We start from the raw sequence: 13,112 nt of genomic DNA, 5'->3' as shown, positions 1-13,112 counted from the left end.
GCCCCCCCCCCTCCCCGCACCCCCGGCGGGGGGGGGGGGGGGGGGGCGGCGCCCCCCCCCCCCCCCCCCCGCCACAGTGCTGTCCGGGTCAGCTCACGGGTTCGGTCAGCTGGGGACGGGCCTCCGGTGCCGCGGCCCTGACCGCGTCCGCCGCCTGGTCGTCCTTCTTGGTCTGCGAGGTGCGTTCGGCCTCGACGCGGACGTTGTAGACCTCGACCTCGCGCTTGATCGCGTCCTCGTCCCACCCGAGGATCGGCGCGATCAGCCTGGCCACCGCCTCCGACGAGTCGACGCCGCGGTGGGCGTACTCGATGGAGATGCGCGTGCGCCGGGTGAGGACGTCCTCCAGGTGCATCGCGCCCTCGTGCGAGACCGCGTACACCGCCTCGACCTGCAGGTAGTCGGGGGAGGCCGGGATCGGCTTGAGCAGCTCGGGGTTGTCCGCAGCCAGCGACAGCACCTCGTGCACCAGCGAGCCGTAGCGGTCGAGCAGGTGCCGGACGCGGTACGGGTGCAGGCCGTGCTTGGTCGCCAGCTGGTCGGCCTGGTTGACCAGCGCGTGGTAGCCGTCGGCGCCGACCAGCGGCACCTTGTCGGTGATGGACGGCTGGATGCGGCCGGGCACGTCCACCTGCGCCGCGTCGACGGCGTCCGCGCCCATCACCCGGTACGTCGTGTACTTGCCGCCCGCGATCGCGACGAGTCCCGGCGAGACGCGCGCCACCGCGTGTTCGCGCGAGAGCTTCGACGTCGAGTCGGACTCGCCCGCCAGCAACGGCCGCAGGCCCGCGTAGACGCCCTCGATGTCGTCGTGCGTCAGCGGGGTCGCGAGCACCGAGTTGACGTGTTCGAGGATGTAGTCGATGTCGTGCTTGGTGGCCGCGGGGTGCGCCAGGTCGAGGTTCCAGTCCGTGTCCGTGGTGCCGACGATCCAGTGGTTGCGCCACGGGATGACGAACAGCACGGACTTCTCGGTCCGCAGGATCATGCCGGCCTCGGCGACGATCCGGTCGCGCGGAACGACGATGTGCACGCCCTTCGACGCCCGCACCCGGAACCGGCCGCGCGAGCCCGAGAGCCGCTGCAGCTCGTCCGTCCACACACCGGTCGCGTTGATCACCGCGTGCGCCCGCACGTCGACCTCGCGCCCGTCCTCGACGTCGCGCACCCGCACGCCGGACACGCGGTCCGCCTCGCGCAGGAACCCGACGACCTGGGTCGACGTGCGCACCACGGCGCCGTAGTGGGCGGCGGTGCGGCCGACCATCATCGTGTGCCGGGCGTCGTCCGCCTGGGCGTCGTAGTAGCGGATGCCACCGATCAGCGCGTCGCGCTTCAACGCCGGGACGAGCCGCTGCGCACCCGCTCGGGTGAGGTGCTTCTGGCCCGGCACGGACCGGGCGCCGCCCATCGTGTCGTAGAGGAACAGCCCGGCCGCCGTGTACGGGCGTTCCCAAACGCGGTTGCTCAGCGGGTAGAGGAACGCGACGGGCTTCACCAGGTGCGGGGCGATGCGCGTCAGCATCAGCTCGCGCTCGCGCAGTGCCTCGCGGACCAGGCCGAACTCGAGCTGCTCCAGGTAGCGCAGGCCGCCGTGGAAGAGCTTGGACGATCGGCTCGACGTGCCGGACGCCAGGTCACGGGCCTCGACGAGCGCGACCCTGAGGCCTCGGGTGGCCGCGTCGAGCGCCGCGCCGACGCCGACGACACCGCCGCCGATCACGACGACGTCGAACGTCTCGGCCCCCAGCCGCTGCCAGGCTTCCTCGCGTTCGGCAGGCCCGAGCCGGCCGGTGATCGGCGGCTCGGCATGGGTTCGTGGTGGTGCAGCTGCGTTCTTGCGCGTGGCCACGACAGACGCCTCCCTGCTACGACTTCGCTTCACGCTACCTTCAGCGACCGCCTCCCGCCCACGGGCGCGCGGTCCAGAACCGTACGGCCTGAAAATGGCCCGACTGCGGGTGCTTGCCATGGACAACTGATCAGCCCGGTAATAGCGTCCGAGCACGTTGCAGGCGGGCGGCGCGGCCCTGACCTCGGGTTTGCGCGTCCTGTCTGGCCGCAAACGAGTGGAGGTCGACGATGAGCGCAGGCTCGATCTTCGTCTGGGAGATGCTGGGGACCGCGGTCCTCATCCTCCTGGGCACCGGTGTCGTCGCGAACCAGGTGCTCAAGAACACGCTCGGCAACAGCACGGGCTTCCTGTTCGTCAACGTCGGCTGGGCCTTCGCGGTCTTCGCCGGCGCCAGCATCGCCAACCCCAGCGGGGCGCACCTCAACCCCGCGGTGACGCTCGGCCTCGCCGTCGCGGACAAGACGCCGTGGGGCGACGTTCCTGTGTACTTCCTCGGGCAGATGGTCGGCGCGATCGTCGGCGCGATGCTCTGCTGGGCCACCTACAAGCTGCAGTTCGACACGCACGACGAACCGCAGAACACGCTCGGCATCTTCTCCACCGGCCCGACGGTGCCGAGCGCGCCGTGGAACCTCGTCTCCGAGATCATCGGCACGTTCGTGCTGGTCCTGTGGATCCTGTTGTCGCCGGGCGCGAAGGAGTCGGCCGACGGGGTTCCGCAGTTCGGCAACTCGGCGCTCGGGTACGCGGGTGTCGCGTTCGTCGTGCTGGTCATCGGTACTTCGCTCGGTGGCCCGACCGGCTACGCCATCAACCCGGCGCGCGACCTCGGTCCGCGCATCGCCTACGCGTTCCTGATGCCGATCCGCAACAAGGGCAACGCCAACTGGGGCTATTCATGGGTCCCGGTCGTCGGCCCGCTCGTGGGTGGCGCGCTGGCCGCGTTGCTCTTCCTGGTTCTCCCGGTCTGAAAGGACTTCTCGCATGACGCAGTACGTGGCCGCGATCGACCAGGGCACGACGTCGACCCGGTGCATGATCTTCGACCACGCCGGACGGGTGGTGGCGGTCGACCAGAAGGAGCACGAGCAGATCTTCCCGAAGGCCGGCTGGGTCGAGCACGACCCGAAGGAGGTCTGGCAGAACACCCGCCAGGTCGCCGCCGGCGCGCTCGCGAAGGCCGATCTGTCCACTTCGGACATCGCCGCGGTCGGCATCACCAACCAGCGCGAGACCGCGCTGGTGTGGGACAAGAACACCGGCGAACCCGTCTACAACGCCATCGTGTGGCAGGACACCCGCACGGACAAGATCGTCACCGAGCTGGGCAACCTCGGCGGCGGGCAGGAGCGCTACCGCCAGAAGGTCGGCCTGCCGCTGGCCACCTACTTCTCCGGGCCCAAGGTCCGCTGGATCCTCGACAACGTCGAGGGCGCTCGGGAACGTGCCGAGGCCGGTGACCTGCTGTTCGGCAACATGGACACGTGGGTGCTGTGGAACATGACGGGCGGCACCGACGGCGGCGTGCACGTCACCGACCCGACGAACGCCTCGCGCACCATGCTGATGGACCTCGACACGTTGCAGTGGGACGAGTCGATCGCCTCCGACATGGGCATTCCGATGTCGATGCTGCCGGAGATCCGGTCGTCGTCCGAGGTCTACGGCCAGGTGCGCGAACGCGGTGCGCTGGCCGGCGTGCCGATCGCGGGCATCCTCGGCGACCAGCAGGCGGCGACGTTCGGCCAGGCCTGCCTCTCGCCGGGCGAAGCCAAGAACACCTACGGCACCGGCAACTTCATGCTGCTCAACACCGGCACCGAGAAGGTGATGAGCGAGAACGGGTTGCTCACCACCGTCTGCTACAAGATCGGTGAGGCCGCTCCCGTCTACGCCCTGGAGGGCTCGATCGCGGTCACCGGTTCGCTGGTGCAGTGGCTTCGGGACAACCTCGGCATGATCGGCTCGGCGGCCGAGATCGAGGAGCACGCCCGTTCGGTGGAGGACAACGGCGGCGCGTACTTCGTGCCCGCGTTCTCCGGCCTGTTCGCGCCGTACTGGCGTTCCGACGCCCGCGGCGCGATCGTCGGCCTGACCCGGTTCGTCAACAAGGGCCACCTCGCGCGGGCCGTGCTGGAGGCGACGGCCTTCCAGACCCGCGAGGTGCTCGACGCGATGAACGCCGACTCGGGCGTCGACCTGACCGCGTTGAAGGTCGACGGCGGCATGGTCGTGAACGAGCTGCTGATGCAGTTCCAGGCGGACATCCTCGGCGTTCCGGTCATCCGGCCGGTCGTCGCCGAGACCACCGCGCTGGGTGCCGCCTACGCGGCCGGTCTGGCGGTCGGGTTCTGGAAGACCGAGGACGAGATCCGCGAGAACTGGGCGCAGGACAAGCAGTGGGAGCCGCAGATGGACGAGTCCCGCCGCGCGTCCGAGTACGCGAACTGGAAGAAGGCCGTGACGAAGACCTTCGACTGGGTCGAGGAGTGAGTCGCAGGTCGTGACCTGACGACCGGCGCGAACCGGCGAACGGTCACGGGGCAGGGGTTGCGTGCACGATCACGTTGTCGCGGGTGCCGCACGTGATCAGCCGCAGCCCCTGCTCGTCCTCGTCCCGCGCGACGGCCTCCGCGAAGAAGTCGTCGCGGATGATCCTCTCCGTGCGCGTCACGCTGAACCTGGCGAGCGAACCGTCCTTCTTGGACACTTCGATCAGGTCGCCCTCGGTCAGGTCGTTCAGGCGGTAGAAGACGCCTCTGGCCTTGTTGCTCTCGATCCGGCCGACGATGATCCACTGCTGGGGTTGCGTCTGGTACCAACCGGCCTGCATGCCCTCGTTGGCAGGCGGCATCTGGACGGCGCCCTGCTGGTCGAGGCCGAGCGCGACCAGCGACGACCGCACGCCGATCCGCTCGATCCGCAGTTCCATCGGATCGGACTTGCCGAGCGGTGACACCACCGGCGGCGGAGCGCTGTCGCTCGTCGCCGCCGACGGCTTCGGTGCCGGCCCCTGCGAACAGGCGGCGGTGGCCAATGCCACGCACAGCACCGCGATCAAGACACGAGTCCCCACGAACCCATTGACGCACATCTCGTGGGTTAGTTGCGCGTCCTGCCGGGACAGGTCCGAACCGTGATCATCATTACGGCGCGGTGCCGCCTCCGCCGGTCTCCGGTGCGCCCTTCGGCTTGACGACCGGCTTCGGCTTCGGCTTGGGCGAGGTGGTGCTGGGCGGTGTGGTCGTGGTGGGCGGCGTGCCGAGGATCCGGAACGTCTTCACGCTGCGTTCGGGGCGGTCGGCGCACTGGAAGACGACCTCGTACGTGCCCGGGGTGGTGATCGCCTTGGTGTCACCGCTGAAGCGGCCGAAGTTGCCGCCGCGGGTGAACCGCAGCGGCTCCGCGAACCCAGGTGACTCGAGCGGTCCCGACGCCCGGCAACCGGTGTGCATGTCGCCGCCCGCGGTGATCGTGCCGCCGGGCTCGACCTCCTCCGGGTACAGGTACCACTGGATCACCAGCGGGAGCACGGTGAACCGCGCCGAGAGCGTCCTGCCGTCGCACTGGACGGAGGCCGTGTAGGTGCCCGCCTCGGTGGTGACCCGGCCGACGCCGTAGCCCTTGGTGGGATCCTCCGAACTCGGGCTGAGCACGATCGGACCGTCGAGGCCGGGCGACGTGACCTCGGAGTACGTCTTGCAGGGCCCGGCCAGCGCGGTGATGGTCCTGCCGTTGGCCACGGTCTCTTCCATCTTCAGCGCGGGTTCCTGCTGTGCCGTCGCGGGCGGTGTGAACGCCACGGTCGCCGACAACGCGATCGCGGTGGTCATGGCTGTTCTCATGTGGTCGTTCCCTCCCTCAGATCAGCGTCGCGTAGACGATGATGTTGTCGCGGTAGCTGCGGGCGGCCTGGTCGTAGCCGCCACCGCAGGTGATCAGCCGCAGCTCGGGTTCGCCGGTGTCGCCGTAGACGGCCTCCGTGGGGAAGCTGCTCTTGGCGATCTGCTCGGTCGCACGCACGCGGAACCGCGCCGTGGATCCGTCCTTTCTGGACACCTCGACCTCGTCGCCCTCGGTGAGCTCCTTGAGGCGCAGGAAGATTCCCGGCTGCTTGCCGCCGTCGACGTGACCGAGGATGACGGCGGGCCCGGTCTCACCCGGTGTGCGGGCGAGCCGGTACCAGCCGGCCTGCATCGGCTGCTCGACCGGAGGCACCTCGATCGTCTCGTCCGGGTTGAGTCCCAGCGGGACGAGCGAGGACTTCGCGCCGATCTTCGGGATGCGCACCTCCGTCGGTTCCGACGGCGGCAGACCCCTGTCCGCAACGGACGGTGAGGTGGAGGTCTGCCGGGTCGGAACCGGTGCGGTGGGCAGCGTGAGGTCGGAAGCTCTGGCGCAACCGGTCAGCAGCACCAACGCTGTGAACAACCCCCAGAACGAACGCATGCCCCGGACACGTCGGTGTCCGGGGCATCGTTGCCGTGCGTTACCTAATCGAGATCGTCGTGCCGCATGAGCTGGCGGCCGGACTCGGTGATGGAACCCGAGAGCGACGGGTAGACCGAGAACGTCGTCGCGAGGTGCTCGACGGTGAGCTGGTTCTGCACGGCCAGCGCGATCGGCAGGATGAGCTCGCTCGCGTTCGGCGCCACGACGACACCGCCGATGACCACGCCGGTGGCCGGGCGGCAGAACAGCTTCACGAAGCCGCGGCGCAGACCCTCCATCTTGGCGCGGGGGTTCGTGGCGAGCGGCAGCATGATCGTGCGCGCGGGCACCTCGCCCGAGTCGATCGCCTGCTGGCTGATGCCGACGCTCGCGATCTCGGGGTTGGTGAAGACGTTCGCGGCGACGGTCTTGAGCTTGATCGGGCTGACGCCCTCGCCCAGCGCGTGCCACATCGCGATGCGCCCCTGCATGGCGGCGACGGACGCGAGCAGCAGCACACCGGTGCAGTCGCCGGCCGCGTAGACGCCGCTGACGTTCGTCCGGCTGACCCGGTCGACCGGGATGTACCCGCCACGCCCGAGCTCGATACCGATCTTGTCGAGACCGATGTCGTTCGTGTTCGGCACCGAACCGACGGTCATCAGGGCGTGCGACGCCTCGATCGTGCGACCGTCTTCCAGGTGGATCAGCACGCCGTCGCCGACGTTCTCGACCTTGTCCGCGCGGGCGTGCTTGACGACGGCCGTGCCGCGCTCGGCGAACACGTCCTCGAGCACCACGGCCGCGTCGGCGTCCTCGTGGGGCAGCACCCGGTCCCGGCTCGAGACCATCGTCACCTTCACGCCCATCTCGGTGTAGGCGCTGGCGAACTCGACACCGGTGACACCGGAACCGATCACCGCGAGGTGCTCGGGCAGTTCGGGCAGGTCGTAGATCTGCCGCCAGGTGAGGATCCGCTTGCCATCGGGCTCCGCGCCCTGCAACACGCGCGGGGTCGCGCCGGTTGCGATGAGCACCACATCGGCGTTGAGGACTTCCTCCTCGCCGCTCGCGGCGGTCGCCACGACCTGGTGCTGGGCGAGCCCGCGCGAGTCGTCGACGAACTTCGCGCGCCCGTTGATGAGCCGCACGCCCTCCCGCTGAAGACGCGCCCGGACGTCCGCGGACTGGGCCAGAGCCAGGCCCTTCACCCGTCCGTGTACGACCGGCAGATCAACGGCGGCCTGCTCGTTGTGAGTCTGAATGCCCAGCTCACCGGCATTGCGGAAGGCGCTGCGAGCGCCAGCGGAGGCGATGAAGGTCTTGGACGGCACGCAGTCGTACAACACGCACGCGCCACCCGCGCCGTCGTTCTCGACGACGGTCACGTCGGCACCGTGCTGCGCAGCGACCAGGGCTGCCTCGTAACCTGCGGGGCCGCCGCCCATGATGACGATGCGGGTCACGATCAGTCCCTTCTGCGTGCTTGTCGGCCGGCACAACCGTACGCGTTGACCGAATCGACCGTGTCGTCAGTACCGAAAGCTGATCGCCGTGTCGCTACGCTGTCGGACGTGCCGCTCTATGCCGCGTACGGGTCGAACATGGATCCGAACCAGATGATGGAGCGAGCCCCGTACTCCCCGCTCGCGGGGACCGGCTGGCTCGTTGGTTGGCGCATGACGTTCGGTGGCGAGGACCTCGGCTGGGAGGGCGCCCTCGCGACGATCGTCGAGGAGCCAGACCACCAGACGTTCTGCGTGCTTTACGACGTGTCCCCGCGCGATGAGTCGCGGCTGGACCGGTGGGAGGGCGCGCTCGGGCTCTACAAGAAGATCCGGCTGCGGGTGCAGACCCTGGAGGGGTCTGTCGTGGCCTGGCTCTACGTGCTGGACGCCTATGAGGGCGGGCTGCCGTCTGCCCGGTACATCGGGGTGGTCGCGGACGCCGCTGAGGCTGCTGGGGCGCCTGATGACTACGTCAACGACCTGCGGACCCGGCCTTGTCAGGGGATCGGGCCCTGACGGGTTGTTGAGGGCTTGGGCTTGAGCTGGGCGTCTTGGCTGGTGCCTGGGCTGGCGGGGTAGTGCTGCGCCGGCTCGTTTGCGGGCGTTCATCGCGTTTCGCAGCTGGGTGGTCGCCTGCCGTGGGTCGCCTCTGCGTGTGTGGGGTAGTGCGCGGGTCGGTTTGCGTTGGCTTGTCGCCGGTTCCAGCGGGGTGGTCACCTGCCGTGCGCTCCGGTCACCTTGCGTGGGTGGTCCCTCGGGCAGTACCGGGCCGGTGCCGGTCATCGCCGCTGCGCGTCGATAGCGATTGGGGCTTGACCTTGAGCCTCTGGCGGGATGCTGAGACGGCCGGAAAAGGCCGGGCTGAAAAGCGCCCGGCCGTGCCCATGAGGGGAGCATCCCGCCCACTCAAGGTCAAGCCCCAATCGCCGTCGGGGTTGCGTCACCACCGCTTGACCAGCGCTGAGAGGTTCACACGCCTCGGCTGCGCCATTGCCGCTGGCGGAAGGGCGGCTCGGCTTCGCCGTTGCCCTTCACGCGTGGAGTGACGCCCCGGCTGCGCCATTGGTGTGGGCCGAAGGGGTGCTCAGCTCGCCATCGCCCGTGTCTTGTGGAGGGGCGCTCGGCTCCGCCGTTGCGTCGGTTGGGTGCAGCAGGTGGCTGGCTCCGTCGTCGCCCTTTGCGCGTGCAGGGACGCCATCGCCATCTCCATCGCCATCAGAGGAAGGGTGGCTCGGCTCCACCGTCGCCGTCGCGTGCGGAGGGATGTCTCGCCTGCGTCGTTGGCGTTGGCGTTGGCGGAAGGGCGGCCCGGCTCTACCGTCGCCTTTGCGTGCGGAGGGATGCCTCGCCCGCGTCGTCGAAGCTGGTCAAAGAGCGGCCCGGCTCCGCCGTCGCCCTTCGGGTGTGGAGGAATGCCTCGCCTCCGGCGTCGCCGTGGTGGCAGGGGTGGCTTGGTTGTTGCCCTTTGCGTGTGGCGGGACGTCTCGGCTGCGCCGTTGTGGTTGGCCGCAGGGTGGCTCGGCTCGCCGATCGCCCCTGCCGTGCCGTGGGCGAGCGGTCGTTGTGGTTGGCCGGGGTGTCGACGCGCCGGTAGTGCGGTGCCTTGGCGGGTGGTTGCCCTCGCCCGTCCCCGTCCCGGCCGGGCGAGGGCGGACTTGTCAGGCGCCTGCGGCCTCTGCCAGCAGTTCCACCAGGTGGTGGTGCATGCGGCGGTAGTCGATCGGCGTGATCGTCGACCAGGGTGGCTGGCCGTCTGCCGCCCTGCGCATCTGCAGGTAGCGGCCCTTCGGGGTGTCGTAGAACGCGACCACGCGGTCCGGGCGGACTCGTTTGCCCCACTTGTCGCGGGCCGCCGCGCCGAACTGGCCTCGGTTCGAGGCGTCGCGGATCATCTCGGCCAGGGTGTGGGCGTCGTCGGGGCGCAGGGTGCCCCGTAGTGCTTCTTCCAGCTCTTCCGGGGTGCTCGCTGAGGCTGCTGCTGCGTCGAGGTCTGCTGACGGGAGGGTGATGGAGTGGCCCTCGCCCGCCGGGGCGGTGGGGAGGGCCGTCAGGGCCTCGCGGGGGAGTCCGTCGGCTTCTGCCGGGCGCAGGATTAGCTGGGTGCCGTCCAGGACCGCCAGGACGCCTGCCTGGCCCTTGCCCGCGGCCAGGACGCGGAGGCTGCGTTCGTGCAGCCACATGCGGGCGTCGATCTCCTGTTGCGGGCGGTTCAGGACGTGCAGCAGGTCCTCGAGGGTCGGGTCCAGGGAACGGGGGCCGCCGAGGCCGCGCGCGCCCAGCTGGAGCCAGACGCGGTCCTCGATGGCCCTGCGTTCCTCCGTGGTCTTGCCCGGTGACGGGACCTTCAGGACGAGCGGCATCGTCTCCAGGCCCAGGTGCTCCCAGAGGACGTCGAACTCCAGCGTGGAGATGACCACCGGGTCGCGCGTGTCGCTCGCCCCGACGTCCAAGCCGAACAGAGTCATCAGTCGGTCGTGCTCTCCCCGATCACGGGCAGCGTGTAGCTGCCCACGCCGTAGATGTCGTCGCGCTCGCGGAGGTAGTCGGCGGCCTTGTGCTCCAAGTCCTCCTCTTCCTCCCCCTTGCGCGGGCCCATGCCGCCGAACGGGTCGAAGGCCGGCGGCATCGGTACGGCCCTGCGGTGGACCTGGTCGTTGTTCGAGGCGCCGACCGTGCCCATCGGGCCCATCGCGGACCCCGCCCCGCCCGAGACGCCGGCGGCGTGGCCCTGGTTCATGACCGTGCCCATGGCGGCCGCGCTGGAGGCCGCGGTCGCGCCGTCCTCCATCTGCTTCGGCTCGGAACCGGTGGTCGATCCCGGACGGCCGGAGGTGCGCTGGCCCGGCAGGCCGACGCCCGCGGTGCCCGTGCCGCCAGGCCCGGCGGTGCCGTTGGTGCCCGTCGACGAGAACGAGGTGTACGAGCCCTTCGTCGTACCAGCGCCGGTACCGACGCCGGTGCCGGTGCCAGTGCTCGTGGTGCGCGTCGTCGAACCCGGCGCGGGCGTGCCGCCACGAGGCGGGGCGGTGGAACCGCGCGTGCCGGACGAGGTGCGGCCACGCGTCGCGCTGCCACCCGTCCCGTTGGGGCCGATGCCCCAGACCGCGGCCGTGCCGATCTGCGCACCACCGCCGTGCGTGAGGCCGGTGCCGCTGATCTGCAGCTGTGGCGGCTGGGTGAACTGACCGAGCGTCGAGGTGTTCGCCGTCGTGGACGACGCGTAGGTCGACATGACCTCACGGGCGCGGCGCTCGGCGGCGTCCTGGGCCGCCTCCTGCTTCTCGTGGTCGGTCTGGCCGCCGAAGAGGTGCGTGAGGCCGGTGACGAGGGCGCCCGGCTGCTCGGCGGTCACCTTGACCGGCGCCGGCATGTCCGCGCGGGCCTTCGAGACGTAACCGGCCTGCAGCTCGGCCGAGTAGCGCATGACGTCCGCGCCGGTGCGCGCTCCGTCCGCCCAGGCAGCGATCGGGTTCAGGCCGGCCTGCGCCATGTCGGCGGCCTTGCCCTGCCACTTCGCGCCCGACAGCGAGATGCCCTTGTGCAGGTCGTCGTTGATCTCGGACAGCGCGGCCGAGACGCCCTGCCAGCGCTCCATCGACGCGAACGACGCGGAGGCGCCGGGACCCGAGTGGATGCGTTCGTACAGCTCTTTGTGGCTGTAGCCCTGCCAGCGGTGGTCGCTCATCGTCAGCACCCGCTCTTGTTCATCATGCCGGTGTTGTCGCCCTCGACCACGTTGTACTGCCGCTCGATCTGGTTGAGGTTGTCCATCGCGGTCTTGAGCTGGCGCTGGTAGTTCAGCAGCGCCTGCAGCGCCGAGTCACCGTCCGCGATCGAACGGTCGTTGAACTTCTCGGCGGCCTCGGCGCTGACCGGGTCGCCGGCCCACGGGCGCACGCGGAACTCGGTGATCGCCATCTCGATCTGCTTGTCCAGCTTGATCAGGGCGGCCGAGAACGTGTTGCGCAACGCGGGAATCGCTTCCGGCTCCACGTTCAACTGGTGCTGGCCGGGTGGCGAGGTGTCTGCCCCGCTGCGTCCCCCTGGCGGCATCGTGAAACCTCCGGCGGTTGTGCTTACAAGCGCTTCGACACTCTAACCACTGAAGGTAACGCTGTGGAGTGCGATCAGTGACATCCGCCCGTGTGGGTCAGCGCTTCTGGAGCAAACTGGCCATCGCGGCCTCTGCCACCCGCTGTGCTCCGAGGCAAAGATGATCTTGTTGCACCGCAGTGGAATTGCCGCCGTCCCGGAACATCACGTCGAGGAACTGCCCGTCTGCGACGTCCACCTCGACGTTGCAGGCGTTGTTCACGTCGGGTGTGCGGACAGTAATCGCCGTGTACCCCTCGATCGCGCTCACGGTGTAGTCGACCTGGGCGTTCTCCGAGAGCCACACGTCGGCACCCGAGACCAGCACGAGTGCGATCCTCGCCACGTTCCCGCTCGTCGTGCTGCGGATCGTGCACGCCCGCGCACCGCCGAAGCTCGGCTCGACGTACGCGCTGGGTGGGTTGTCGAGGCTCAGCGACGTGCGCTGGTCAGCGGTGAGCACCCCGCACGGGTCGACCCCGTCGAGCGGCAGCGCGCGCGGACGCTGCGGGAAGTCGAGCACGGAGGGCGTCGTCGTGGGGGAGGGCGGCGGCGGAGACGGCGGGGTGGTCAGGGAACTCTGCTGGGGCGGCGCCGTGCATCCGGCCAGCGCCAACGCGACTATGAGGAGCCCGGTGGTCCGCATGGCCGGTCACCGTAGCTGCTCTGGGAAGGGATCCGACGCCAGCCGTGACCACAGCAACTGGTCTTCGCGCTGATCATCGACTATCGCCTCCTCGCGAAGACGACCCTCCAGGGTGAATCCGCACTTCTCCGCGACTCGCTGTGACGCCGTGTTCGAGACCGCGTGCCGATAAGTGACCCGATGCATCTCCATCGCGCCGTAGACCCAGCCCAGCACAGAGTTCAGCGCGGCGGGCAGCACGCCCTTGCCGCGGTGCTTCGGCTGGCTCCAGCACATCACCTCGGCCGAGAGGAGGTGGTGGTCGACGTTGTGGATCACGATCCCGGCCATCACCTCCGCCGTGACGGCCTCGCACACCGCCCACGACCAGCGGTAGTCCTTCTCCCAGCCGTCGGTCAGCAGCAGCACGAGCGTCTCGGCGGACGGCGCGTCGTCCCCGGTCAGGCGTGGCATGTACCGCTTGGTCTCCGGGTCCGCGAACGCCTCGGCCAGCACCGGCACGTCGTCGATGCGGTCGTCGCTGCGAAAAGCGCGCAGGTAGTACTCACCCGCGTTGATCTCAACTGGCTCCACGGCCAGG

13 protein-coding genes are annotated in these 13,112 nt (G+C 69.7%); 3 read left to right on the top strand and 10 right to left on the bottom strand.

What is annotated here, in order from left to right; all coding sequences use genetic code 11:
* Window positions 1–88: 88 nt before the first annotated feature.
* The gene (glpD, locus tag ORI60_RS20155) at window positions 89–1,798 is read right to left on the bottom strand and encodes a glycerol-3-phosphate dehydrogenase (protein WP_266039370.1); all 1,710 of its coding nucleotides are present in this window, start codon (window positions 1,796–1,798) and stop codon (window positions 89–91) included.
* A gap of 284 nt (window positions 1,799–2,082) precedes the next feature.
* On the opposite strand from glpD, the gene ORI60_RS20150 reads away from it, so the two are divergent.
* The gene (locus ORI60_RS20150) at window positions 2,083–2,826 is read left to right on the top strand and encodes an MIP/aquaporin family protein (RefSeq protein WP_266039191.1); all 744 of its coding nucleotides are present in this window, start codon (window positions 2,083–2,085) and stop codon (window positions 2,824–2,826) included.
* 13 nt (window positions 2,827–2,839) lie between these two features.
* Window positions 2,840–4,348 carry a glycerol kinase GlpK gene (gene glpK / locus ORI60_RS20145; protein WP_266039190.1) on the top strand — a complete coding sequence of 503 codons (1,509 nt, stop codon included), beginning with the start codon at window positions 2,840–2,842 and terminating at the stop codon, window positions 4,346–4,348.
* Window positions 4,349–4,391: 43 nt separating this feature from the next.
* Here the strand turns inward: glpK and ORI60_RS20140 are convergent, their stop codons facing one another.
* The 4 genes from ORI60_RS20140 to ORI60_RS20125 all read right to left on the bottom strand — a co-directional run bounded on the left by ORI60_RS20140 (window position 4,392) and on the right by ORI60_RS20125 (window position 7,752).
* Window positions 4,392–4,931, bottom strand: coding sequence for a sortase domain-bontaining protein (locus ORI60_RS20140; RefSeq protein WP_266039189.1), 540 nt, complete (start codon window positions 4,929–4,931; stop codon window positions 4,392–4,394).
* Between the two features lie 70 nt (window positions 4,932–5,001).
* Window positions 5,002–5,700, bottom strand: coding sequence for a hypothetical protein (locus ORI60_RS20135; RefSeq protein WP_266039188.1), 699 nt, complete (start codon window positions 5,698–5,700; stop codon window positions 5,002–5,004).
* 16 nt (window positions 5,701–5,716) lie between these two features.
* Window positions 5,717–6,304 carry a class F sortase gene (locus ORI60_RS20130; protein ID WP_266039186.1) on the bottom strand — a complete coding sequence of 196 codons (588 nt, stop codon included), beginning with the start codon at window positions 6,302–6,304 and terminating at the stop codon, window positions 5,717–5,719.
* Between the two features lie 44 nt (window positions 6,305–6,348).
* Window positions 6,349–7,752 (bottom strand): NAD(P)H-quinone dehydrogenase, encoded by a 1,404-nt coding sequence (locus ORI60_RS20125; RefSeq protein ID WP_266039185.1) that lies wholly within the window; start codon window positions 7,750–7,752, stop codon window positions 6,349–6,351.
* Between the two features lie 108 nt (window positions 7,753–7,860).
* Between ORI60_RS20125 and ORI60_RS20120 the strand changes: the two genes are divergently transcribed.
* Window positions 7,861–8,310, top strand: coding sequence for a gamma-glutamylcyclotransferase family protein (locus tag ORI60_RS20120; RefSeq protein WP_030478530.1), 450 nt, complete (start codon window positions 7,861–7,863; stop codon window positions 8,308–8,310).
* Window positions 8,311–9,452: 1,142 nt separating this feature from the next.
* Here the strand turns inward: ORI60_RS20120 and ORI60_RS20115 are convergent.
* The 5 genes from ORI60_RS20115 to ORI60_RS20095 all read right to left on the bottom strand — a co-directional run bounded on the left by ORI60_RS20115 (window position 9,453) and on the right by ORI60_RS20095 (window position 13,105).
* Window positions 9,453–10,259: an ESX secretion-associated protein EspG gene (locus ORI60_RS20115; RefSeq protein ID WP_266039182.1), complete on the bottom strand. Its 807-nt coding sequence runs from the start codon at window positions 10,257–10,259 to the stop codon at window positions 9,453–9,455.
* Window positions 10,259–11,479: a PPE domain-containing protein gene (locus ORI60_RS20110; RefSeq protein WP_266039180.1), complete on the bottom strand. Its 1,221-nt coding sequence runs from the start codon at window positions 11,477–11,479 to the stop codon at window positions 10,259–10,261. The genes ORI60_RS20115 and ORI60_RS20110 overlap by 1 nt, the downstream gene beginning before the upstream one ends.
* 2 nt (window positions 11,480–11,481) lie before the next feature.
* Window positions 11,482–11,847, bottom strand: a complete 366-nt coding sequence (locus ORI60_RS20105; RefSeq protein WP_266039178.1) for a transcriptional regulator — start codon at window positions 11,845–11,847, stop codon at window positions 11,482–11,484.
* Window positions 11,848–11,944: 97 nt separating this feature from the next.
* Window positions 11,945–12,532: a DUF3558 domain-containing protein gene (locus ORI60_RS20100; protein WP_266039177.1), complete on the bottom strand. Its 588-nt coding sequence runs from the start codon at window positions 12,530–12,532 to the stop codon at window positions 11,945–11,947.
* Window positions 12,533–12,538: 6 nt separating this feature from the next.
* Window positions 12,539–13,105, bottom strand: coding sequence for a GNAT family N-acetyltransferase (locus tag ORI60_RS20095; RefSeq protein ID WP_266039175.1), 567 nt, complete (start codon window positions 13,103–13,105; stop codon window positions 12,539–12,541).
* Between the last annotated feature and the right edge of the window lie 7 nt (window positions 13,106–13,112).

The sequence above is a fragment of the Lentzea sp. NEAU-D7 genome (assembly GCF_026242055.1).
Lineage (GTDB): Bacteria > Actinomycetota > Actinomycetes > Mycobacteriales > Pseudonocardiaceae > Lentzea.
Note: the sequence above shows the minus strand (reverse complement) of the source record. Positions and strands in the feature narration are given on the sequence as shown.